Origin of the sequence: Paraburkholderia sp. MM5477-R1 (assembly GCF_050436385.1) — a bacterium.
GTDB classification, from domain to species: domain Bacteria; phylum Pseudomonadota; class Gammaproteobacteria; order Burkholderiales; family Burkholderiaceae; genus Paraburkholderia; species Paraburkholderia tuberum.
Window position 1 is genome coordinate 489,040 of record NZ_JBNDMC010000006.1, and the last position, 23,334, is coordinate 512,373.

The 23,334-nt window shown below is 62.7% G+C and carries 23 protein-coding genes and 2 pseudogenes; 15 read left to right on the plus strand and 10 right to left on the minus strand.

All coding sequences use genetic code 11. The annotated features are described in order from the left end of the window. Positions 1-14 precede the first annotated feature (14 nt). The gene (locus OKW35_RS20580) at positions 15-1,418 is read right to left on the minus strand and encodes a PQQ-dependent sugar dehydrogenase (RefSeq protein WP_429553816.1); all 1,404 of its coding nucleotides are present in this window, start codon (positions 1,416-1,418) and stop codon (positions 15-17) included. 138 nt (positions 1,419-1,556) lie between these two features. On the opposite strand from OKW35_RS20580, the gene OKW35_RS20585 reads away from it, so the two are divergent. From OKW35_RS20585 to OKW35_RS20620, 8 genes are all read left to right on the plus strand, one after another. Continuing rightward, positions 1,557-1,724 (plus strand): hypothetical protein, encoded by a 168-nt coding sequence (locus OKW35_RS20585; RefSeq protein WP_429553004.1) that lies wholly within the window; start codon positions 1,557-1,559, stop codon positions 1,722-1,724. Positions 1,725-1,834: 110 nt separating this feature from the next. Continuing rightward, positions 1,835-3,232: a PLP-dependent aminotransferase family protein gene (locus tag OKW35_RS20590; RefSeq protein WP_429553005.1), complete on the plus strand. Its 1,398-nt coding sequence runs from the start codon at positions 1,835-1,837 to the stop codon at positions 3,230-3,232. Positions 3,233-3,415: 183 nt separating this feature from the next. Next, positions 3,416-4,462, plus strand: coding sequence for a hydroxyectoine utilization dehydratase EutB (eutB, locus tag OKW35_RS20595; protein WP_429553006.1), 1,047 nt, complete (start codon positions 3,416-3,418; stop codon positions 4,460-4,462). Further along, entirely contained in the window at positions 4,459-5,463 is a 1,005-nt protein-coding gene (locus tag OKW35_RS20600) for a cyclodeaminase (RefSeq protein WP_429553007.1), read from the plus strand. Before eutB ends, OKW35_RS20600 begins: the two co-directional genes overlap by 4 nt. Positions 5,464-5,516: 53 nt before the next feature. Further along, positions 5,517-6,554, plus strand: a complete 1,038-nt coding sequence (gene doeB / locus OKW35_RS20605; RefSeq protein ID WP_429553008.1) for a N(2)-acetyl-L-2,4-diaminobutanoate deacetylase DoeB — start codon at positions 5,517-5,519, stop codon at positions 6,552-6,554. Between the two features lie 7 nt (positions 6,555-6,561). Next, entirely contained in the window at positions 6,562-7,053 is a 492-nt protein-coding gene (locus OKW35_RS20610) for an Lrp/AsnC family transcriptional regulator (protein WP_429553009.1), read from the plus strand. A 166-nt stretch (positions 7,054-7,219) separates the two neighbouring features. Then, positions 7,220-8,743, plus strand: a complete 1,524-nt coding sequence (locus tag OKW35_RS20615; RefSeq protein WP_429553010.1) for an NAD-dependent succinate-semialdehyde dehydrogenase — start codon at positions 7,220-7,222, stop codon at positions 8,741-8,743. A 44-nt stretch (positions 8,744-8,787) separates the two neighbouring features. Further along, complete coding sequence (locus OKW35_RS20620) at positions 8,788-10,185, plus strand: aspartate aminotransferase family protein (protein WP_429553011.1); 1,398 nt, start codon at positions 8,788-8,790, stop codon at positions 10,183-10,185. A 60-nt stretch (positions 10,186-10,245) separates the two neighbouring features. Here the strand turns inward: OKW35_RS20620 and OKW35_RS20625 are convergent. Beyond that, a pseudogene (locus OKW35_RS20625) lies at positions 10,246-10,459 on the minus strand (hypothetical protein). 7 nt (positions 10,460-10,466) lie between these two features. Further along, positions 10,467-10,712 carry a hypothetical protein gene (locus tag OKW35_RS20630; RefSeq protein WP_184040027.1) on the minus strand — a complete coding sequence of 82 codons (246 nt, stop codon included), beginning with the start codon at positions 10,710-10,712 and terminating at the stop codon, positions 10,467-10,469. 22 nt (positions 10,713-10,734) lie between these two features. On the opposite strand from OKW35_RS20630, the gene OKW35_RS20635 reads away from it, so the two are divergent. Further along, on the plus strand, positions 10,735-11,031 hold the full coding sequence (locus tag OKW35_RS20635) for a hypothetical protein (protein WP_429553012.1): 297 nt from the start codon (positions 10,735-10,737) through the stop codon (positions 11,029-11,031). 89 nt (positions 11,032-11,120) lie between these two features. On the opposite strand, the gene OKW35_RS20640 is transcribed toward OKW35_RS20635, so the two are convergent. Both OKW35_RS20640 and doeA read right to left on the minus strand, forming a co-directional pair. After that, positions 11,121-12,212, minus strand: coding sequence for an alcohol dehydrogenase family protein (locus tag OKW35_RS20640; RefSeq protein WP_429553013.1), 1,092 nt, complete (start codon positions 12,210-12,212; stop codon positions 11,121-11,123). 65 nt (positions 12,213-12,277) lie between these two features. Then, a complete protein-coding gene (gene doeA / locus OKW35_RS20645) occupies positions 12,278-13,498 on the minus strand; it encodes an ectoine hydrolase DoeA (RefSeq protein WP_184061528.1) in 1,221 nt (406 codons plus the stop codon). A 288-nt stretch (positions 13,499-13,786) separates the two neighbouring features. Between doeA and ehuA the strand changes: the two are divergent. The 6 genes and pseudogenes from ehuA (at position 13,787) to OKW35_RS20675 (ending at position 19,354) form a co-directional block, all read left to right on the plus strand. Beyond that, positions 13,787-14,694 (plus strand): annotated as a pseudogene (gene ehuA, locus OKW35_RS20650) (ectoine/hydroxyectoine ABC transporter ATP-binding protein EhuA). Positions 14,695-14,777: 83 nt separating this feature from the next. Beyond that, entirely contained in the window at positions 14,778-15,620 is an 843-nt protein-coding gene (gene ehuB / locus OKW35_RS20655; protein WP_184061529.1) for an ectoine/hydroxyectoine ABC transporter substrate-binding protein EhuB, read from the plus strand. A 74-nt stretch (positions 15,621-15,694) separates the two neighbouring features. Continuing rightward, positions 15,695-16,354: an ectoine/hydroxyectoine ABC transporter permease subunit EhuC gene (gene ehuC / locus OKW35_RS20660; protein ID WP_018423791.1), complete on the plus strand. Its 660-nt coding sequence runs from the start codon at positions 15,695-15,697 to the stop codon at positions 16,352-16,354. 4 nt (positions 16,355-16,358) lie between these two features. Then, the gene (gene ehuD, locus OKW35_RS20665) at positions 16,359-17,018 is read left to right on the plus strand and encodes an ectoine/hydroxyectoine ABC transporter permease subunit EhuD (RefSeq protein WP_184061530.1); all 660 of its coding nucleotides are present in this window, start codon (positions 16,359-16,361) and stop codon (positions 17,016-17,018) included. A 3-nt stretch (positions 17,019-17,021) separates the two neighbouring features. Further along, positions 17,022-17,795 (plus strand): ectoine utilization protein EutA, encoded by a 774-nt coding sequence (gene eutA / locus OKW35_RS20670; RefSeq protein ID WP_429553014.1) that lies wholly within the window; start codon positions 17,022-17,024, stop codon positions 17,793-17,795. Between the two features lie 209 nt (positions 17,796-18,004). Beyond that, entirely contained in the window at positions 18,005-19,354 is a 1,350-nt protein-coding gene (locus OKW35_RS20675; RefSeq protein ID WP_184061532.1) for an MFS transporter, read from the plus strand. A 62-nt stretch (positions 19,355-19,416) separates the two neighbouring features. Here OKW35_RS20675 and OKW35_RS20680 read toward each other — a convergent pair whose 3' ends face one another. The 5 genes from OKW35_RS20680 to OKW35_RS20700 form a co-directional block, all read right to left on the minus strand. Then, positions 19,417-19,806: a YunG family protein gene (locus tag OKW35_RS20680; protein ID WP_184061533.1), complete on the minus strand. Its 390-nt coding sequence runs from the start codon at positions 19,804-19,806 to the stop codon at positions 19,417-19,419. A 265-nt stretch (positions 19,807-20,071) separates the two neighbouring features. Beyond that, on the minus strand, positions 20,072-20,227 hold the full coding sequence (locus tag OKW35_RS20685) for a hypothetical protein (RefSeq protein ID WP_167368682.1): 156 nt from the start codon (positions 20,225-20,227) through the stop codon (positions 20,072-20,074). Between the two features lie 86 nt (positions 20,228-20,313). Further along, positions 20,314-21,012 carry a hypothetical protein gene (locus OKW35_RS20690; RefSeq protein ID WP_429553015.1) on the minus strand — a complete coding sequence of 233 codons (699 nt, stop codon included), beginning with the start codon at positions 21,010-21,012 and terminating at the stop codon, positions 20,314-20,316. Positions 21,013-21,032: 20 nt separating this feature from the next. After that, entirely contained in the window at positions 21,033-21,803 is a 771-nt protein-coding gene (locus OKW35_RS20695) for a tetratricopeptide repeat protein (protein ID WP_429404101.1), read from the minus strand. Positions 21,804-21,979: 176 nt separating this feature from the next. Further along, a complete protein-coding gene (locus tag OKW35_RS20700) occupies positions 21,980-23,305 on the minus strand; it encodes a ferredoxin reductase family protein (protein ID WP_429553016.1) in 1,326 nt (441 codons plus the stop codon). Positions 23,306-23,334 lie beyond the last annotated feature (29 nt).

The following is a 23,334-nucleotide window of genomic DNA, read 5'->3' on the forward strand; positions in this document are numbered from 1 at the left end:
TCTAACTCAGGACACTAGTTGTGTGTAATTCGCCTGATCGTACTGGTCACGAGATCCACGTAGAACAGGTCGCCATTCTGGCCCGCCTTCAGATCCACCGGTCCTCCCTGCAGACCCCTTGCGAAAGTCTGGGGCACATTGTTCGGAGGTTGCATGGTCCAGATGCATTGCCGCAGAAGATCACCAAAGTACAGTGCGTTTTTGAATTGAGCAGGGTAGGTTGTGCTCGTATCGTCGGTAAACCCGATCGCAGAGATGACACTGCCGTTCTGGTCCGGCCCTCCGCCGTTCCGCTTGCCGCCGCAGGTTCTTCCACGACTGTCATCGGGTGAAATGTAGCTCGTGTGAGCGTACGCATAAAACGGCGCCGTGGCACCCGCGAACTTTCCGCAGTAGCCCGTGTTTTGATAGTCGGGCTCGGGAGCCGCAGCGAAGTTGGCGCCAGGGCTCCATCCTTCGTAGCACGGCCAGCCGAAGTCTTGGCCGTCGACAGTGACATGATCGATTGCCTCCCAACTGTTCCAGCCCACATTGCCGATATACAGCTCGTCCGTACTACCAGGCAGGCGGGCGAACCGGAACGGATTGCGTAAGCCTTGCGCAACCAGGGCAACGCTTTGAGTTGTCGAACCCGGGTTCGTGATCCGGAGAACAGCGCCGTCGCTATAGGGAGACACGCCTTGACTGCGAAACGCGCCCTGCGGCAGATTCGTGCCATCGCCGCACGCAGTATCCAACTGTCCGTAGTCCACCTGATCGAAGCTCGCGCCGTCGCCAGCGCTAACGTACAGCGTTCTGTTGTCAACTCCGAAGACTAGTCCGCCAATACTGTGAGACGTGTAGAAAAAACACCACGTTTGATTGCCTGACCGTGCGGGAGGGAGGATCTTCGTTTCGGTCGTGCCCGCTCCCGCCGTTGTCAGCAGCGAAAGCTGGCCGTGAGTCAGAACGTTTCCGCTACAGGCGCCTGTAGCTGGAGGCGTCGTGTAAAGCACGTAAATTTTGCCGTCGTTCCGAGGATCGACCGCAATCCCGAGAAGTCCCCGGTCGACATCGTTGCAGACTTCATTGCTGAGGTCGGCGATCAACGTACAGGTAGGCGTCGCCAGGTCGCAATTCCAAACCCTGCCGCCTTTTTCGGCGATGAAGACCCTGGTCTGGCTTGCGTTGAAACTGATTGCCGTCGGCTGATTGAGACAACCGCTGTATAAAATCCGCTCTGTAAATCCCTTTGGAAGCACCGGCTGCGGCCTGGTCGTGGAGACGGGCTGACATATGACCGATTGCCCAATGGCGACGGAGGTCGGTACACCAGGGTTGCTGGGAGGATTGGCGTGCGCCGGATCGGCGAAACATGCCAACCCCAGCAGCGCTGCCAGTATGACGATCACGCGGGTCTGAGTTGCCCGCCAGAAAATAGGGGGCGACACCTTATCCTCCTGTTCGCGAGTTGAATACAAAAACACCAGCAGACGTATGACCGGAGCATTGACTGCTGTATGTGCATCGCGATTCGCGAATTGTGAATGGTTGAATGATAGGACTCACACCCGCGAATGGTCGCCAATTCTCTGCCGCCGCACGCCACCTCGCGCAAGCCGCATAACGTCCATTCACGCGTTTTCCATGTTGAACTGGCGACGCTGGAACAGGTGGCCTCGTTCAACCGTCATCCTTGGATGGCGCCGCTTGGCGAGATCCTGCCCCACATTTTTTCGCGGTAAATGCCCTAGGACATTAATTTCCTCCCCCGTTTCTGCCGCACTATGGGAGATCAGGCGAGACGACGCCGACTCCTCACGGAGCCAGCATCCACCACGACATAGGAGCAGCGGTGATCGAGCAGTGGCGCGAGGCCGTGCGCGCGGTGCACGGCGTGGAATCGAAATACAAGCGGCTGGTCAAGGCGATTGCCGGCGACATCGAGAACACGTCGCTGCCGCCGGGCGCGCGCCTGCCGCCGCAACGCGACGTCGCCGCCGAACTCGCGATCAGCGTGCAGACCGTGACCAACGCGTACAAGGAACTGGAGCGGCAAGGCCTGATCCGCTGCGAGGTCGGGCGCGGCAGCTTCGTCGCGGCTCGCGTCACCGAAACGATGTCGAGCTACATGCTCGATACGGCCGAGCGTTCGGTGGTCGACTTTTCGATCGCGCGCATCATTCACACGTCCGAGCATGACGCGATGTGGCGCAAGGTCTGCGCGACGCTGTCGACGCTCGACGATCAGCCGTGGATTCGCGCGTTCCGGCCGATCGCGGGCTTCGAGCATCATCGCCAGGCGGGTATTGCATGGCTCGCGTCGCTCGGCATGCCGGCTTCGGCCGATACGCTGCTCGTCACGAACGGCGCCGCCCACGGCATTTTTCTCGCGCTCGCTTCGCTGGTGGGGCCGGGCGACACAGTGCTGTGCGAAAGCCTGACGGATCACGGCGTGATAGGTTCGGCCAACGTGCTCGGCTTCACGCTGAAGGGCCTCGAGATCGACGAGTACGGCATTCACCCCGAGCATTTCGAGGAGATGTGCGACAGCGAGCGCATCTCGGCGCTCGTCTGCACACCGACGCTGAACAATCCGACCGTCGCGTTGATGCCCGATTCGCGGCGTCGCGCGATTGCGAAAATCGCCGAACGCTATGGCGTATACGTGATCGAGGACGACGTGTACGGGCCGTTGCCGGCCAAACATTCCACGCCCATTTCGAGCCTGATTCCGGACCTTTCGTTCTACTGCACGAGTTTTACGAAGTCGGTGATGGCCGGCTTGCGCATCGGTTATATGACGACGCCGCGCCGGCTCGCGCTGCGCGCCGAGAGCGTGCTGCGCGTGAGCAGTTGGATGGCGACGCCGCCGATGGCCGAGGTCGCCACGCGCTGGGTTGTCGACGGCACGGCCGCGCGGCTCGTCGAAATTCAGCGCGAGCGGCTCGGGCGGCGTCAGTCGCAATTGCAGCAGACGCTTGGTAAATATGTCCTGGGCGCGCATCCGCAGGCGCTATCGGCGTGGCTGCGGGTGCCCGATCACTGGCGTACCGATCGGCTGGTGCGCGAACTGCGCAACCGCGACATCGCAGTCACGTCGCCCGATCCGTTTCTCGTGCGCGACGCCGACCGGCCCAACGCGGTGCGGGTTTGCGTCGGCGCCGAGGTCAGCGAAGACGCCTATAAAGCCGCGCTCGAAACGATGCGCGACGTGTTCGAGCAGTACCCGCAGGTGCACGATTTCACCTGATCGCGCCGGTGCGCGAATTGCGTAACGCGCTGACCGAAATGAACTAGGACAATAAAAATCCTTTTTTAGAACACTAGACTGGGCTGCATGGAAAGCGATGCGGTCGCGAGTCACTGCGTTTATCTGCGATAGCCGTGCCCGCATCGAATAGCGAATCGACCTCTTTGATGCAGGGCCTGGTGCATGTCCGTTCCATCGTCAACCGTTCCATTGTCAGCCAATCTTTCGTTAGCCGACATTTACCGGGCGCGCAGCCGTATCGACGGTCGCGTATGCCGTACGCCGCTCGTCGAATCGCCGAGCCTGTCGGCGCACGCGGGCACGCCGGTTTATCTGAAGCTCGAAACCGTGCAGCCGACCGGCAGCTTCAAGCTGCGCGGCGCGACCAATGCGCTCGCGCAGTTGGCCGAGCAGGGCTGCGCTCGCGTGGTGACCGCATCGACCGGTAATCATGGCCGCGCGCTCGCGCATGCGGCGCGCGCGCTCGGTATGGACGCAACCGTGTGTCTGTCGCGCCTCGTGCCCGCCAACAAGGTCGACGCGGTACGGGCGCTCGGCGCGCACGTGCGCATTACCGGCCAAAGTCAGGACGAGGCCGAGCACGAAGCATTGCGGCTCGCGCGCGAAGAAGGCTATGCGTACGTGCCGCCATTTGACGATCCGCGCGTGATCGCCGGACAGGGCACGATCGGGCTCGAAATCGTCGAGGCCTTGCCCGATGTCGCGAACATCGTCGTGCCGTTGTCGGGCGGCGGGCTGTTTGCCGGCATCGCGCTTGTGGCGAAAAGCACCAATCCTACGATTGGCTTGACAGGCGTCACGATGGCGCGCGGCGCCGCGATGCATGCGAGTCTCGCCGCCGGTCAACCGGTGCTGGTCGAGGAAGTCGACACGCTCGCCGATTCGCTCGGCGGTGGCATCGGACTCGAAAACCGCTATACGTATGCGCTGACGCGCGATCTGATCGACGAGACCGTGCTGCTCGACGAGGCGTCGATCGCGCGCGGCATCGCGCATGCGTATCGGCAGGAACGGCTCGTCGTCGAAGGCGCGGCGGCGGTGGGGATTGCCGCGGTGCTCGATCATGCGCTGCCCGCTGAACGCATCGCGCGCGGGCCGCTCGTGCTCGTCGTGACGGGCGCGAACATCGATATGAATCTGCATCGGCGGATCATCGGCAACGAATCCTCGCAAGCCGCGCCGTCACCGAACTCACACACCCCATCATGACCTCGATCACGCTCCTTGGCGAGGCCGAGCTTCGCAAACTCGTGCCGCTCGATCTCGCGGCCATCGATCAGATCGAAGCCGCCTTTGTCGCGCTCGCGACCGAGGCGGTCGCGATGCCGCCGATCCTGCGGCTCGATCTGCCCGCGCATAACGGCGAAGTCGACGTGAAGACCGCGTGGCTGCCGCGCCTCGACAGCTTCGCGATCAAGGTCAGTCCAGGTTTCTTCGACAACCCGTCGCTCGGTCTGCCGAGCCTGAATGGTCTGATGCTGGTGTTGTCGGCGAAGACCGGGCTGACCGAAGCGGTGCTGCTCGACAACGGCTATCTGACCGCCATACGCACGGCGGCCGCCGGCGCGGTCGCGGCGCGCTGGCTCGCGAAAGCGCACACGCCGCAGGTCGCGGTGATCGGCGCGGGCGAGCAGGCGCGTCTGCAACTGCGGGCCTTGATGCTGGTGCGCCGCGTCGAACACATACGCGTCTGGGCGCGCGACGCGGCGAGCGCGCTGCGTTTCTCCGCGAAAGTGAACGACACGCTCGGCGTGCGATGCGATGTCGCGGCCAGCGTTCATGACGCGCTCGCCGAAGCGGACGTCGCGATTACCACCACGCCGAGCCGCACGCCGCTGATCGACGCCGCCGATCTGCATCCGGGCCTGCACATCACTGCGATGGGCTCGGACGCCGAGCACAAGAACGAAATCGCGCCGGCCGCGCTGGCGGCGGCGCGCTACGTATGCGACCGCGCGCAGCAAACGCGCGTGCTCGGCGAACTGCATCACGCGCTCGCCGCGGGCACGATGCGTGACGATGCGGCGATCGTCGAATTGGGCCAGGTGATCGCGAAACAGGCCGCGGGCCGCACGAGCGACGCCGACGTGACGATCTGCGATCTGACCGGAACCGGCGCGCAGGACACCGCTATCGCCGCGCTCGCATTGCAGCGCGCGCGTGCCGCGAAGGCGGGAACGACATTTGGCAACGACGCGCCGCCTAAATGACGCGCGATGAACGGCAATACGCCGCGCAAGCGGCTCACGAAGGAGTAGCACAGATGCGGGCATCCCCGATTCAACCGACGGTCGATTTCAACGCCGACGGCGAACAGCATGGTTTCCTGAAGCTGCCTCATTCGCACGACGTCTCCGCATGGGGCGCGGAGATGATCCCCATCACCGTGATCCGCAACGGCGAGGGACCGACCGCGCTGCTGACGGGCGGCAATCACGGTGACGAATACGAAGGGCCGATTGCGCTGTCGAAGCTCGCCGCCACGTTGAAGGCGAGTGACGTACGCGGGCGCGTGATCATCGTGCCGTTCATGAATTTTCCGGCGTTTCGCGCGGGCACGCGCACGTCGCCGATCGATCACGGCAATCTGAATCGCAGCTTTCCGGGCAAGCCGGACGGCACCGTGACCGAGAAGATCGCCGATTATTTTCAGCGCTATCTGCTGCCGCTCGCCGACTATGTGCTCGATCTGCACGCGGGTGGCCGCACGCTCGACTTCGTGCCGTTCGCCGCGATTCACGTGCTGCCCGACACGACGCAGCAGGCGCGCTGCGAGGCAGCGATGCGCGCATTCGGCGCGCCGTACTCGATGCGGATGCTCGAACTCGATAGCGTCGGCCTTTACGACACGGCCGTCGAGGAAGCGGGCAAGGTGTTCGTGTCGACCGAACTCGGGGGTGGTGGCACGGCGACCGTGCACAGCGTGGCGATTACGGAGCGCGGTGTGCGCGGCTTTCTGCAGCATGCGGGAATCATCAGGCAAGACGAAGCAATGGGTCACTCGAGCACGAGCGCGCCGCGCACGACGACGCTGCTCGATATGCCCGACGGCACCTGCTACACGACGAGCGAGCACGACGGCCTGCTCGAATTGTGCAAGGACCTCGGCGACATGGTCGACGGCGGCGAGGTGATCGCGCGGATCTACGACGCGAAGCGCACCGGCGCCGCGCCGATCGAATATCGCGCGCGACGCGGCGGCATGCTGGCCGCGCGGCATTTTCCGGGGCTCGTGCAGATTGGCGACACGGTTGCGGTGGTCGCCGACGTGCTCGAACGAGGCATACCGGTAACGGTCTGAACGCGTGATGAAATTCGACCGCTACGATCTCGCGATTTTGCGCATTCTCGCGAGCGATGGACGCATCACGAAGTCGCGCCTCGCCGAAGAAATCAATCTGTCGATTTCGCCGGCATGGGAGCGCGTGAAGCGCCTCGAAGAAGAGGGCGTGATTCGCGGGTATCGCGCCGATATCGATTGGGTGCGCGCGTTCAAAGGCAGCCGCGTGGTGGTCGAGGTCACGCTCGCGCGTCATACCGCGCCGGACATGCGGCGCTTCGAGGAGCGCATCGCGGCCGCGCCCGAAGTCGTGCAATGCCTCGCGACGGGTGGCGGTGTCGACTATGTGATGCAGGTGCTGTCGCGCGATATCGACCACTATCAGCGCTTCATCGATACGTTGCTGATCGACGAATTGGGCATCGAAAAGTACTTCACCTATATCGTCACGAAGGTGGTGAAAAGCGGGGCCGAAGGCTTGCCCGAATGGGCGGAACAATCGATTGGCGAGAACGGCTGAGTGGCGCGCTACTTGCGGTCGACGTACGACGAAAAGCCCCACCCGAAAAAACGATAACCATGCGGCGAATTGCAGAAAAAACGTAGCCTTCGACAAGCGACAACAAAAAAAGCCGCAGTGCCGCCGGACCTACAGTGATAGCAGACATCGCACACAGGAGGTCGTCATGTTGCTGGGTCATCCGGTCTTATTCAAATCGCTGTGCTACGTGGATGGACGCTGGGTTCATAGCGCGAGCGCCGCGAGCGTCGCGGTGCAGAATCCCGCGAATCAGGAAGTGCTCGGCCATGTGCCGATGCTCGACGCGGCGCAGATCACCGCCGCGGTCGATGCCGCGCAGCGCGCGTTCGACACGTGGCGCTGGGTGCCGGTCGCCAAACGTTCGGCGCTGCTGTTGCGCTGGCATGAGCTGATTCTGCGTCATCAGCAGGATCTCGCCGCGATTCTGTCGCTCGAACAGGGCAAGCCGCTTGCTGAAGCGCGCGGCGAAATTGCGTATGGCGCGAGCTTCGTCGAATGGTTCGCGCATGAGGTGCGGCGCCTGAATGGGCGCACGATTCCGACGCATATCGATGGCGCTCATCTGGGCACGATCATCGAGCCGGTCGGCGTGGCCGCGCTGATCACGCCGTGGAATTTCCCGTGCGCGATGCTCACCCGCAAGGCCGCCGCCGCGCTCGCCGCCGGTTGCACGGTGGTTGCGAAGCCCGCACACGAGACGCCGTTCTCCGCGCTCGCGCTCGCGCAACTCGCCGAAGAAGCGGGCTTTCCGGCCGGCGTGTTCAACGTCGTGCTCGGCGAGCCGCAAATGGCGATGGAAACGCTGGTTTCAGATAGCCGCGTGCGCTCGGTCAGCTTCACCGGCTCGACGCGTGTCGGCGCGCTAGTGATGCAAACGGCCGCACGGGCAGGCATCAAGAAGACCGCGCTCGAACTGGGCGGCAACGCGCCTTTCATCGTGACCGAAGATGCGGACCTCGAACACGCCGTGCGCGTCGCGGTCGCGGCGAAGTTCCAGACCTCGGGCCAGGACTGCTGCGCGGCGAACCGGATCTTCGTCGCGCGTTCGTTGTATGAAGCGTTCGTCGCGCGATATAGCGATGCCGTGAAGGCGTTGAAAGTGGGCGGCGCATTCGACCCGAACGTGGACGTCGGCCCGCTGATGCACCAGGCCGCGTTCAATACGACCGTGCAGCGCGTCGCCGACGCGCGTGAGAAGGGTGCGCGCGTCACGGTAGGCGGCGCGGCGCACGAGCGCGGCGGCTGGTTCTTCGAGCCGACCGTGGTCGCCGATGCGGCGCCCGGCATGCGCATTTACGACGAAGAAAATTTCGCGCCGATCTCGGCGGTCACGCCGTTCGATTCGCTCGACGAAGTGGTCGAACGCGCGAACGACACCGAGTATGGACTTGCCGCCTACGTGTGCGCGAAAGATCTGAACACCGTGTTTCAACTGATCCGCCGACTCGACTTCGCGATGGTGTCCATCAACGGCGCGAAGTTCACCGGCGCACCGATTCCGTTCGGCGGCATCAAGTCGTCGGGGCTTGGACGCGAAGGCGGCGTCGAAGGCTTCGAGCCGTTCGTCGAGACACGTTATTTCTGCCTTGGCCAGCTTGGCTTGCCGGTCAGCGACAGCGCCCCCGCTCGTGCCGCTGCACATGCGATGGCGACGGACGCAACGGCCTGAACCTACCGATTCATTCATCCAGACATCACACGAAGGAGCGACCCATGACTCAATTCGATCAACTGCTGAGCGCCGATCGCGCGCACTTCATGCATCCGTCGACGCACGCGCACGATCACGCGAGCGGCGCGCTGCCGGGCCGGATCGTGACCGGCGCGAAAGGTATCCGCATCGAGGACCATCAAGGCAAGACTTTTATCGATGCATTTGCCGGCCTTTATTGCGTGAACATCGGCTACGGCCGCACCGAAGTGGCCGAAGCGATTTACGAGCAGGCGAAGAAGCTCGCGTATTACCACACGTATGTCGGCCACTCGACCGATACGATCATCGAGCTGTCGTCGCGCATCATCGACTGGTCGCCGCAGGGCATGAAGAAGGTGTACTACGGCATGTCCGGTTCGGACGCGAACGAAACGCAGATCAAGCTCGTCTGGTACTACAACAATGTGAAGGGCCGCCCGAACAAGAAGAAGATCATTTCGCGCGAGCGCGGCTATCACGGCTCGGGCATCGTCACCGGCAGTCTCACTGGATTGCCGAGCTTCCACCAGTTCTTCGATCTGCCGATCGAACGCGTCAAGCATACCGTGTGTCCGCACTGGTATCGTCGCGCGCCGGCCGGTATGAATGAAACGCAGTTCGTCGCGTACTGCGTCGACGAACTCGAAAAACTGATCGCGCGCGAAGGCGCCGAGACGATCGCGGCCTTCATCGGCGAACCGGTGATGGGCACGGGCGGCATCGTACCGCCGCCGGCCGGTTACTGGCCCGCGATCCAGCAGGTGCTGAAGAAGCACGACATCCTGTTGATCTGCGACGAAGTGGTGTGCGGTTTCGGCCGGCTCGGCTCGAAGATGGGTGCGCAGCACTACGGCATTCAACCCGATCTGATCACTGTCGCCAAGGGTTTGACGAGTGCTTACGCGCCGCTGTCCGGCGTGATCGTCAGCGAAGGCGTATGGGACGTGATCGATAAGGCATCGCAGGAATCGGGTGCGTTGGGGCATGGCTGGACCTATTCGGGCCATCCGATCTGCGCGGCGGCGGCGCTCGCCAACCTCGAGATTCTCGAACGCGAGAACCTCATGCAGAATGCGGCGCAAACCGGCGCTTATCTGCTGGAGCAATTGCATGCGGCGTTCGACTCGCATCCGCTCGTCGGCGAAGTGCGCGGCGTGGGCATGCTGGCCGCGCTGGAGTTCATGGCCGACAAGGATGTCCGCACGCCGTTCGATGCGGCGCTGAAGGTCGGGCCGCGTGTGTCGGCTGCCGCGATGCAGCGCGGACTGATCGCGCGGGCGATGCCGCACGGCGACATTCTCGGCTTCGCGCCGCCGCTGGTGACGTCGCGCGGCGACGTGGACGAGATCGTGAAGCTGACGCGCGAGGCGGTGGATGAGGTGGCGTCGCAGGTGTTTACGCCGGCTGCTTCGCTTTGATCAAGTGAGGTGAAAGAGAGCCCCGGCTGCTGCGATGCGGTTCATGGTCGGGGCTTTCATTTACTTCGTGCGGTAGTGCCGCCATAGCTTCATGATGGCCACATAGGCAAGCGCTGCCACGATCAATTCAATAGTCACCCACACCACGAAATATAGAATCCGAAGCACGCCACCATGCGAGCGCCTCGCTTTCCGTCCACGGATAGGTGTATGGGTGGACATAATGGATCGACAGAACGAAAAGACCGAAAAATAGCGCGACCTGAGATCGCAAGAAACAGCTACTTTGGCGCTGAAAGATTCAGTCGCGCGGCCAGATCCGGATGCGCTTCGCCTAGACATCGAAGTGCCAGCGCTCCAAGCTTGCGGGCCGATTCGTCATCCAATGGAGTTTCCGGTGCTTCAGGAATATCGAGGAACATCGCCCGATCCAGGGTTGATTGAATAGCACGACGCGACACGTTGCTCATTTTGAGCGTATTCGTGTCGTCGTCGTAGATAAAGACGACAGCAAGGTCTCGGACCATCAATAGCCTCTGCACTGGTTGTATGTTTCAAAAGCACGTTGCTCGCACGCAAAGCGAGTTCTCAAATCGCCGCCTGACCTCTTCTTATTTTGCAGAAAACCCCCGACGAATTAACCATCCAAATGAGTCGTCGTCAACAGAATTAATTTGGGATAGAGCCGTTTTGATAAACATTGACAATAAGCATTGTCCAACGGCAAATGAACCTGAGGCCCACAGGGTTCGTATCGACGATTCGCCGATAGGCGGCGAGTCCGTCACAGGAGGTGATTATCGACGGATGATCATCGATTTGAACGAAACCACGATCCGCACCTGACTTGGAAAATTCTGATTGCCACGGCCGAGAAAAAGCCCGCCTTGCTGGGCGGGCTCGCATATTCCTTTTGCACCGAGAGTTACCGAAAGCTAATGCGCGGCTTCGCCGCCATAATGCCGATCCGGAATCACAACGATATTCCCCACAAAGCGCTTCTCCATAAACCGCGTCTGCGCGTCGTGAAACTTCGAGAACGGATAAGTCGCCGCGAGAACCGGCCGGATCGTCCCGTTCTGAATATAGTCGAGCACGCGTTTGAACGCACCGCGCGTGCCCTGCGACGATCCATTCAACTGCAGCTGCTTCAGATACATCGTGCGCAGATCGAGCTGCACGACCGGCCCCGCGATCGCGCCCGCGGTCGTGTATCGTCCCTCAGGCCGCAACACGTTCAACAGCTTGCCGAACAGCGCCCCGCCGACAAGATCGGCGACTACATCGACGGCCCGCCCCTCGGTCATCCGTTCGACGTCCCCGACGAAATCGCTACTATCGCGCAGCATCGCGCCTTGCGCGCCGAGCGCTAGCACGGCCTCTTCCTTACCCTTGCTGACGACCGCATACGGAATCGCGCCGCGCGCGCGGCACAGCTGGATGATGGCCGAGCCGACGCCGCCGGACGCGCCGGTAATCAGCACCGTTTCGCCGTGCTTGACGGCCGCGCGTTCGATCATTTGCTCGCCGGTGTGATAAGCGCACCAGAACGTAGCGAGTTCGGCGTCGGAATAGGTGCAGTCGACCCGATGCGCGTTTTCCGCGGGCACGGCCGTGTATTCGGCGTAGCCGCCGTCGCGGCCGTGGCCGATGTAGTCGATGTCGGCGAGGCTGTCGTCGTCGCGGTTGTAGATCGACGCGTCGACGATCACGCGCTCGCCGATACGCGCGTCGCTGACGCCGCGACCCACCGCGACCACGCGTCCGACGATATCCGCGCCCTGAATGCGCGGAAACGTCAGCGTCGAGCGGCCGCGTCGCCACGTCGACACCGCTTGCGGATCGTCCTCGGTGCCGTAGGCGCCTTGGCGGACCCACACGTCGGTATTGTTGAGACCGCATGCGGTGACGTCGATCAGTATCTCGCCAGCCGCGCACGAGGGCACCGGCACGTCGTCGCGATAGACCAGTTTGTCGAGGCCACCGTGCGCGGTCAGCACGACGGCCTTCATCGTTTTCGGAAGCATGTTTCCCCTTTCGTTGAAACGGGCGTCGTGCTTCGCGAGTTCACGCGGGCACGACGCCCGCGCAATCACGGTTTGACGAACAGCTTACGTGGCGTCCTGCAAAAGGTCTCGACGCCGGTCCGCGTAATCAGAATGCTCTCGGTGATTTCGAGGCCCCAGTCGTCGAGCCACAGGCCCGGCATGAAGTGAAACGTCATGCCGGGTTCGAGGACGGTCTTGTCCCCAGGGCGCAGGCTCATCGTGCGCTCGCCCCAGTCCGGCGGATAGCTCGCGCCGATCGGATAGCCGCAGCGGCTGTTCTTCTCGATGCCGTATTTATGCAGCACCGCGAAAAACGCATTGGCGATGTCCTCGCAGGTATTGCCCGGTTTCGCCGCGGCGAGCCCTGCCTCAATCCCTTCGACCACCGCACGCTCGCCCTCGATGAAATGCTTCGGCGGCTTGCCGAGGTACACGGTGCGCGACTGCGGGCAGTGATAACGCTTGAAGCAGCCGGCAATTTCGAAGAACGTGCCGGCGTCCTTCGCGAACGGCGTGTCGTCCCAGGTCAAATGCGGGGCGGCCGCGTCGGCGCCGGTCGGCAGCAGCGGCACGATCGCCGGATAGTCGCCGCCATAACCGTCGATGCCGGTAATGCCTGCCGAGTAGATCTCCGCGACGAGGTCGTTCTTGCGCATGCCCGGCTCGATTCGCTCGACGATGTGCGCGTGCATCTTCTCGACGATGCGCGCGGCCACGCGCATGTACTCGATCTCGCGCGCGGATTTGACCGCGCGTTGCCAGTTGACGAGGCCGGTTGCGTCCTGCCATTTCGAGTCCGGCAAATGCGCGACGAGCGAGCGATAAGCGGCGGCGCTGAAATAGTAGTTGTCCATTTCGACGCCGATCTTCGCGTTGGCCCAGCCGCGTGCGGCGATCACGTCGCGCGCGAGGTAGTCCATCGGATGCCGCGCGGTGGATTGCACGTAATGATCCGGATAGCCGACGATCTGATCGTGCTGCATGAAGACGGTGCGCTTGGCACCGTTCGCGTCCTGACCGCGGCCGAACCAGACCGGCTCGCCATCCAGCGCGAGCAGCACGCACTGATGCACGTAAAACGACCAGCCGTCATAGCCGGTGAGCCAGGCCATATTGGTCGGGTCCGACACGATCAATAGTTCGATGCCGGCCGCCTGCATGGCCTTGCGCGTTTTCGCGAGACGCGCGGCGTATTCGTCGCGTTCGAACGGCAGGCGCACGACGGGCGCCGCGATTCGCGATTCGTGTTGCGTCGTATCTGACATCTTCCCCTCTCTCTGAGCGTGACGTCGTTGCGGAAAGTGGCGCCCGGTGCAAGTGAACGGGGCGTCCACGGGTATCTCTCGCCGCAGTCTAATGCCGCGAAAAAACGCCGCTGAATGTGCTAGTTCAATGTTCGTGACGTTGTCGACGGACGCTGGATGTTTGTTGCAGTGCACGCTGCGCCGCCCTTGTCCGCGCGTAAAAAGAATTGTTCTAGAGCAATCTGGATCGCAAATATGGCTGCGTATTCTGGTTCGCACTACATGTACGACGAACGGGATCGAATCGATATGAACACCGCGCGAGTCACCGATCTGTTGAGCGCTTCAGGCATCGCCCCGGCAAGTCTTTCCTCCGAGGAGCGCGCGGTCGCCTCCGCAAGCACACCGGCGCGCCGAGACGAAAGCCCGGTGAGCAAGCCGTTGATCCGGCTCGACCGGATCACGAAACGATATGGCGCGCGCTGACCGTGATCGACGAACTGTCGCTCGACGTGATGCCCGGCGAGAAGCTCGCACTGATCGGTCCGTCGGGATCGGGCAAGACGACGATCCTGCGCATCCTGATGACGCTGGAAACGATCGACGGCGGTCATATCGAAGTGGACGGCGAACAGCTGTTCCATATGCCGCGCGGCAGCCAGATGGTGCCCGCGAACGAACGGCATCTGCAAAAGATGCGCGAGAAGATCGGCATGGTGTTTCAGCACTTCAATCTGTTTCCGCACAAGAGCGTGCTCGACAACGTGACGCTCGCGCCGATGCTGACGAAGGGCGAGAGCCGTGAGTCGGCGCAGAGGCGCGCGCTCGAACTGCTCGACATGGTCGGCATGGCCGATAAGGCGAAGAGCCGTCCCGCGCAACTGTCGGGCGGGCAGAAACAGCGCGTGGCGATCGCGCGGGCGCTCGCGCTCGCACCGCGGATCATGCTGTTCGACGAGGTGACGTCCGCGCTCGACCCTGAACTCGTCGAGGAAGTCCTGAACGTGATGCAGCGGCTCGCGCGTGAGACCGACATGACGATGCTGCTCGTCACGCACGAAATGGGCTTCGCGCACGACTTCGCCGACCGCGTGCTGTTCTTCGATCGCGGCAGGATCGTCGAGGAAGGCAAGCCCGAGGACATCTTCACGCATCCGACGCACGAGCGGACTCAGACGTTCCTGCGCAAGATCCTCGCCGCGGGACATCGAATCTGAGCAGAGCCGTAAGAGATTGCTTTTCCCACGCTGCACATCACTCACTACTACGCCATACCACTACGCCTTAGGAGCCAAAAATCATGAAGCTAAAGGGGATTCTGATTGCGGGAGGGTTGTCGCTGCTGACGCTCGCGAGCCTCGCACATGCCGCCGACGACAAGCTCACGCAGCTGCGCCAGCAAGGCTTCGCGCGGATCGCGATCGCGAACGAACCGCCTTTCACCGCAGTCGGCGCCGACGGCAAGGTGACGGGCGCGGCGCCTGATGTCGCGCGCGCGGTGTTCAAGAAGCTAGGCGTCAACGACGTCGTCGCGTCGGTCTCCGAGTACGGCGCGATGATTCCGGGCCTCGCGGCCGGGCGGCATGACGCGATAGCGGCGGGGCTGTTCATGACGCCGCAGCGTTGCGCGGCTGTCGCCTATTCGCAGCCGGTGCTGTGCGCGGTCGAAGCGTTCGCGGTCAAGAAGGGCAACACGAAGAGCATCAAGACCTACGAGGAAATCGCGAAAGATCCGAAAGCGGTGCTCGGTGTGGAAGGCGGCACGACCGAACAGAAGCTCGCGACCGCCGCGAACATTCCGACCGACCGCGTGATCATCGTGCCGGACGGGCAAAGCGGTCTGAAGATGCTGCAGGACGGCCGCATCGACGTGTTTGCGTTGCCGCTGCTGTCGATCACCGATCTGCTCTCAAAGGCGAAAGACCCGAACCTCGAATCGATCGCGCCGGTGCAGAACACGCCGGTGCAATGCGACGGCGTCGCATTTCGCAAGCAGGACACCGCGCTGCGCGATGCATTCGACGTCGAGCTGAAGAAGATGAAGGAGTCCGGCGAGTTCGCGAAGATCGTCGAGCCCTATGGCTTCTCGGCGAAGGCGGCAATGTCGACGAGCCGCGAGAAACTGTGCGCGGCGAAGAACTGAGTCCGCGATAAGACGCCATGCGCGCAACGCGATAGCGCGCATGGCCCATGACACATTGTGCGCGAGGTGCGTCGATGAACCACTGGTCCGGCTATTTGCAGCTGATTCTGCAGGGAGCGCAGACAACCGTCGAACTGACGCTGATGGGCGCGGTCCTCGCGCTCGTGATGGCATTCGTCGCTGGACTCGGGCGCCTGTCGCGTTTCTTCGTGGTGCGGGCATTGGCCACGTCGTATATCGAGTTTTTTCGCGGCACCTCGATATTCGTGCAGCTGTTCTGGGCGTATTTCGTGTTGCCGATGGCCGGCCTCACGCTGACGCCGCTGCAGGCCGGCGTGCTCGCGCTCGGTTTGAACGTCGGCGCGTATGGCGCTGAAGTGGTGCGCGGCGCGGTCGCCGCGATCGGCCACGAGCAGCGCAGCGCCTGCATTGCGCTGAATCTTTCCCGCTATCAGCGCATGCGGCACGTGATCTTGCCACAGGCCTTGCCGCTGATGCTGCCCACGTTCGGCAACAACGCGATCGAGCTGCTGAAGGGCACGGCCGTCGTGTCGCTGATCTCGCTCGGCGACATGACGTTCCAGGCGCAGGTGGTGCGCTCGCAAACCGGCAATACGTTGATCCCGTTCGCGACGATTCTCGCGCTGTACTTCGCCATGGCCTGTCTGATCTCGTTCGGCATGCGCAAGCTGGAAAGCCGGATGAGTTTCGGTCTCGACCGCATCAGGAGATAGACGAATGGAATGGGACTGGAGCTTCGTGCGCGAGATTCTGCCGACCCTGCTGCAAGGGTTGGAGATCACCGTGCTCGCCACTTTGCTAGGCGCGGTGGTGGCGGCCGTGGTCGGCATGGCGATTGCCATTTTGCGGCTGGCGCCGAATCGCGCGGTGTCGCGCGCCACGTCGGCGATCGCGAGTTTTATTCGCGGCACGCCGCTGCTCGTGCAGTTGTACTTCGTGTTCTATGTGCTGCCCGACATCGGCATTCGGATGCCGGCGCTCGCGGCCGGTGTGCTCGCAATCGGCGTGCATTACGCGACGTATGCGGCTGAGGTTTATCGCGCCGGCATCGAAAACATTCCACGCGGGCAATGGGAAGCAGCAAAGGCCTGCAACCTGAGTCCCGCGCAAACGTGGCAGCACGTGATCCTGCCCGAAGCGGTGCCGCCGATGGTGCCCGCGCTCGCCAATTATCTGATCTCCATGTTCAAGGAGACGCCGTTACTGTCGGCGATCACGGTCCTCGAATTGATGAATCAGGCAAAGATCATCGCGAATACGGATTACCGCTATCTGGAACCGATGACGCTTGTCGGCGTGCTGTTCCTGATCATCAGCCTGATCGCGGTGGCCGGTGTGCGACTCCTTGAAAAGCGTTTTCCGGCTCCGGGGCATTGAACGATGCAAATAACTATTCGACAGTTCGAGCGCGCGCCGCATCTGATCGAACGCGCTTTCGACAAACGTATCGGCCTCGTGATTCTCGCAACCGATCACACGACCGAGCCGGACTTCGCGGCACTCGTCGCAAACGAGCGTATCGGCATCTATGTGAATCGCGTGCCGTATGCGAACCCGGTGACGCCCGACAATCTGCGCGCGATGCAGCCATCGCTGAGCGCGGGCGCGGCGCTGATCCTGCCCGACGAAACGCTCGACGTCGTGATGTATTCGTGCACGTCGGCATCCGTGATGATCGGCGATGCGCAGATCGAGCGCGCCATTCATGCGGCGAAGCCATCGGCCAAAGTCGTCACCCCGACCGCTGCCGCGGTCACTGCGCTGAGCACGCTGGACGCGCGGCGTATCAGCGTGCTGACGCCGTACACCGCCGAAACCAGTCGGCCGATGTTCGAGTACTTTGCCGCGCAAGGCTTTGCGATCGACCGCTTCTCATGCCTGGGTCTGACCGACGACCGGGAGATGGCACGGATTTCGCACGACGATATCGTCGCCTTCGCGCGCGATGCGACAGCGCCCGACTCCGATGCGCTGTTTATTTCGTGCACCGCGGTGAGAGCTGCGCCGATCATCGCGCGAATCGAAGCCGCCATCGGCAAGCCGGTAGTGAGCAGCAACCTCGCGACCGCGTGGATGTGTTTGCGCCTTTGCGGCGAGAACGAGGCGAGGCCACAGCAGGGTCATTTGATGACGCTGCCGTTTCTGGTGCGCTGAGAGCACTGCGCGACGCCAATCATGTTGTTTTTCCCGAACGCGCGCGACGCGTCGCCGACGCACGCGTACGGATTACCGCATCCGTTGCAGGCTTTATGGAAAACCCCGATGCCTGCATCGTCCTAGAACATCGTTGCAGGCGCGGGTCGCCGGTATCGTGGATTCGGGCGACGTTGCCTGTGTCGCATAGAAACATCCCAGGAGAAGACATGCACTACGTACATTCATGGACCGCGCAGAGCGCGCAACCGCAGGCGCGCAGCTTGCTGCGACGCGCAATCGCGGCGTCGGCACTCGGAAACGCAACCGAGTGGTTCGACTACGGTATTTACGCCTACGGCCTGAGCTATATTTCGGCCGCGTTGTTTCCCGGCAGCACCGCGCAGGCCACGTTGTTTGCGCTCGCGACGTTCGCCATTTCGTTTCTCGTGCGTCCGCTTGGCGGCCTGTTCTGGGGGCCGCTCGGCGATCGCCTCGGCCGCAAGCACGTACTCGCGTTGACGATCATCCTGATGTCGGTCGCAACGCTGCTGGTCGGACTCGTGCCGACTTACGCGAGCATCGGCTGGTGGGCACCGGTTATCCTCGTCGTTCTGCGGATGATCCAGGGCTTTTCGACGGGCGGCGAATATGGCGGCGCGGCGACTTTCATGGCCGAGTACGCGCCGGACAATAAGCGCGGCTTTTGTGGCAGCTTCCTCGAATTCGCGACGCTGTCGGGTTTCTCGCTCGGCGCGTTTCTGATGCTCGGTTGCTCCGTCGTGCTCGGCAACACGGCAATGCATGCGTGGGGATGGCGTCTGCCGTTTCTGATTGCGGCGCCGCTCGGCCTGATCGGTTTCTATCTGCGCTCCAGGCTCGAAGACACGCCGGTCTTTCGCGAGCTCGAACAAACGATGCACAAGGAGCAGCATAGCTGCGTCACGCTGAAGGCATTGCTGCGCGACTATTGGAAACCGCTGATCCAACTCGGTGGACTCGTGGTTGCTTTGAATGTCGTCAACTACGTGCTGCTCGCCTATATGCCGACGTTCATGCAGAAGCAGCTCGGCATGAGCGACAACATGTCCCTGCTCGTGCCGCTGATCGGCATGCTCGCGATGATGGTGTTTCTGCCGTTCGCGGGCACGTTCTCGGATCGCGTGGGACGCAAGAACGTCTGGTGGTTTTCGCTGATTGGCCTGTTCGTCGCGGCGATTCCGATGTTCCTGCTGATGAAGCTCGGCGTGGCGGGCGCCTTCATCGGCTTTGCGGTGCTCGGGCTGTTGTACGTGCCGCAACTGGCCAGCATCTCGGCGATGTTCCCCGCGATGTTTCCGACCCAGGTCCGTTACGCGGGGATGGCGATTGCGTATAACGTGTCGACGTCGATTTTCGGCGGCACGGCGCCGATGGCGAACGAATGGCTGGTCGCGCATACGGGCAATGCGCTGGTGCCCGCTTATTACATGATGGCCGCGTGCGTGGTGGGGGCGATCGCGTTGATCTACGTGCCTGAAACGCGCGGGTGTTCGTTGCGCGGGCAAGGCATTCCGGGGAAGCAGGAAGTGATTGTTTGAAGTGACATGGCGTGGCCAACCGCGTATCGATGCAGTTCGGCCACGCGCGTTTGATTGAGCGTTTATTTCAGCTGGCTTTGCGCGAGCCTCGACTTCAGCAGTTCGTATTTCTCCCGCGACGTATCAGCGAACGCCGCCTCACGACTCGAACGCGTATCGTCGAATGGAATCGGTTCGGCAAACTGGCTGACCGTCAGATCCCATCTGCTGCCGTCGATCAGGTTGTAGAAGTGCGTGCCCCCCGACGTACGCGTCGTCAGAATCTCGCCACCGAAATAGTCCTGCATGATCAGAGACGTAACGCTGCAATGATTCTGCGCGGGATTCGTCGACGACCACGCGTGCGTGGGGCTCGACGTATCGCCGGCCCATACGCGTGCAAGGACGCGGTATAGATCGATGGGCGTCGCAAAGATCTTCGATACGGCAGGCGTCTGTGCTTCCTGTGTCATGGCGGCAATCCTTCGTTCGATGAGCGGAAAAGGTCGTGGAAAACAAAAAGCCCCGTCGTTGCCGGCGGGGCTTTCTGGCGCATGTCGCTGCGAATGATGTCTAGCGGCGTATGCGTATGCGAGTCCCCACAGGCAGTCCCACGCGGGCATGCGCATGATGATGCTTTGCAGTCGGGCGGTATGTGAGGGCTTGCATAGTGAGCGAGTGTGCCTTCGATTGCGCGACGCGTCAACGAATCATCGATAACTGGGTCGCGCTGACCGCTTACGACTTCGCGCCGCTCAGGATCGCGAGGCTCGGGCAGTAGTGCGTCGCGCTCAGATACGCGGCCTGCTGCGAGCGCACGCCTGCGCTGCTCGACGTCGGCGGATCGATGAATACCTGCGCGTTGTTCGATCCCGCCGGTGCCGTCAGCGTCATCGTTACTGGGGATAGAAATGAACGTGGCGCGCGTCGAATCAGGCGTTCGACCGCGGATGGCTTGCGCCGATGTGCTTCAACGCAATTCAACCGCCGGACAGAACCGTGTCCTCGACTTCGTAGCGCTCATTGCCAACTGAAATCAGATTGATGCCGGCATGCTTGCGCGTCAGCGTGTCGCCGGGCATCGGCCGATCGCTCGCGGACGCGGCCGTGCCGACTACCCGGCCGTTGACGCCGAAGAAAATCGCCCGCGTGGCGCCATCGGGCCAGTAGACCACGACCGTAGTCGATCGATCGCCGTGATGCACGACGCCGAACTTGCACATCGTTTTGGTCTGTCCGTTGCCGCGCTCGCACGGCAACGTGCCGCTCGCGCTGATAGGCGATTCCTTCACGGGCCCGCGGCCGTTCTGCGAGCCGGCCTGAGCGCTTTCAGTCGAAATCGAAATCAGCGTCACGCCTTCCGCTTCGCCGACCACACGCGCGTGCCGCTGATGCCCGACGATCGCGCGCACGGCGGCGCTGTCGCGCGAGCCCGGACAGCCGACCAGCATCGCCATATGGTCGAGATAGTTCACGGTCGCGGCCGACTCGCCGAGCCGCCGGCATGCATCGCCCGAGCGCGGATAGCCATCGCCGAGCACGGCGAACGACGCGGGCCATTCGAACGGTTTCTCCATGCCAGTTGCCTGCGCGGAAGTCGAAGCGCCACCGGCACCGAATGCAATCGCCGCAAGCGCGGCGCACAGCGCCGAAGCAAAAGACCGGGTCGTGCGTCGCATCGAAGTTCTCCTCGGCTTGCTCACGCTCGAGCCGCGCCGGCCGCCAACGCGGCCTGCGCCCGCTGCAGCCACTCGCGATTATGCTCGCGCGCGTGGCGCGGCCAATGTTTGGCGTCCTGTACGATTTCCGCATAGAGCGCGCCGGCGCGGCGGCGGTCCGCATCTTCCGGTTGCGCGGCGAGCCAGTCGGCGAACAGGCAGCGCGGCGCGACGTCGGTCGCGCAGGTCAGCGCCTGTTCGAATGCCGCGCGTGCGCCCGGCGCATTCCGCGCGGCCAGCGTGCGCGCGTTCAGCAGCGCCGGCTCGCCCTGGTTGCGTGCCCGCGGATTGACCGAGAACAGATCCGCCAACGTCGCATCGGCGGCCGTGTAGTCGCCGAGCGCGAACTGCGAGCGCGCGAGACCGAGCAGCAGCGCAGGATCGTTTGCAAATGGGCCGTTCGCCGCGGTCTGGAAATGTTCGAGCGCTTCGCGCGGATTGCCGGCCGCGAGCAAGGCCTCGCCGAGCCGCATCCGATGCTGCACGGTCGGCGCGCGGTCGAAATCGGCGCGCGCTTCACGCAGCGCGCGATTCGGATCGACGAATTGCGTGATCGCCTGCGTGGCCACCCGCGCGCCGCGCGAATGGCGCAGACCCGGCAGGTAGATCGCGAAGAAGTACACGACACTGCCGAGCAGCGGAAAAGCAAACAGAATGAATAGCCAGTAGATGCCCTGGTTATTGCGCATCGCGTGGACGGCGAAAAAGATCGCGATGAAAACGTGAAGACCAATTCCAAAAAAGTAGGGCATATCGATTCAACCTTCGAGCATGAGGAAAAGCGCGCCGCGAGCCCGTCATTGGCGTAACCGGGCCCTAATGCAGCGAACCGACCCGCAGATACGCGAATAGAAGCGACAACGCCACGACGATCACGCCGGTGGCAATGACGAGACGGTTGGCCAACAGTCGGCGCATCGCAAGTCTCCTAGACGAAACTGTAGCGTTCGGAATGGTAGCGGATGCGCGGCACTTTCATTTCGCCGAGCGCCGTTTCGATCGCATCCATCATGGCGTCCGGGCCGCAGATGAAATACTCGTGATCGGCGAACTCGGGCGGGAGATGTCGCCGGAACATCGCGGCGTCGATGCGCCCGACTTCCCCGCTCCAGCCTTCGGGCGGGTCCGACAGCACATAGACGATGCGCAGATCGAGCCGCGCTTTCAGCGCATCGAGCTCCTCGCGGAAAGTCAGCGAGTCCCAGGTCTTGCCGCTGTACAGTAGCACGAGCGGACGTTGGTCGCCGCGATCGGCGAGCGAGCGGATCATGCTCATCATCGGCGTGATGCCGATACCGCCCGCGATCAGCACGTGCATGTCGGTCGGATGCCCGATCGTGAACGCGCCATACGGTCCGTCCAGATACACACGCCGACCTGTTTCGATCGTCTTCACCTGGCTCGTGAAATCGCCGAGATTGCGGATCGTCATTTCGACGCGGCCGTTCGCGGCCTCGGCGCTCGACGAGAACGAAAAAGGATGTCCGGTGATCCTGAACGGGCTGCCCCACACGTTGAGCCAGCCGAACTGGCCGGGCTTGAAGCGAAAGCCAGCGTGGCCGTCGGGCTGCATCACGAGCGTCGTCGTGTCGCCGCGTTCGGCGCGCACTTCCGCGATCCGGTACGGACGCCTGATCATGAAGAGCGGCTTGAACAGACGCACGTACAGCAGCAGCGCTACCCAGAATACTGTCATGCAGATCCACAGCGTGCGCTTGAACGGATCGGTCAGATAGAAGCCCCAGCCGATCATATGCAGCACGCCGCCGAAGATCGCGACGAGCGCGAGCCCGATATGCGACAGATGCCACAGCTCGTAATCAATCCTCAATTGCTTGCGCCATAGCGCGGTGATCACCAGCACGATCACCGAGCCGATCGACAGGAACGCGAACCACGCACCCCACGGAACCTCGAGCAGCGAGTCGGGCATCGCGACCTTGTCCGAGCGGATCGCGAACAGGATCAGCGGATGCACGACGACCAGGCTGACCGCGAGCAGCGACACGCGTCGATGGAAATGATAGATAACGTCCTCGCCCCACGGCTCGGTCACGTGACGAAAGCGCGCGGTGAGGCCGAATTGCAGGCCCATCATCGCGAGTCCGGAATAGCCGAGCGCCACCGAGAATTCGGTGCCGAAGTTGCGCGCGGGCGGGAGCGTGCCGGTCAGCAGCGCAAACAGCGGCGCGAGAATGAACAGTAGATAGATGACCGACCAGACGGCCTTGTGCACGAGATCTCGAGACTGCATCGGTGCTTCTCCATGCCGGGTGCGGCGGT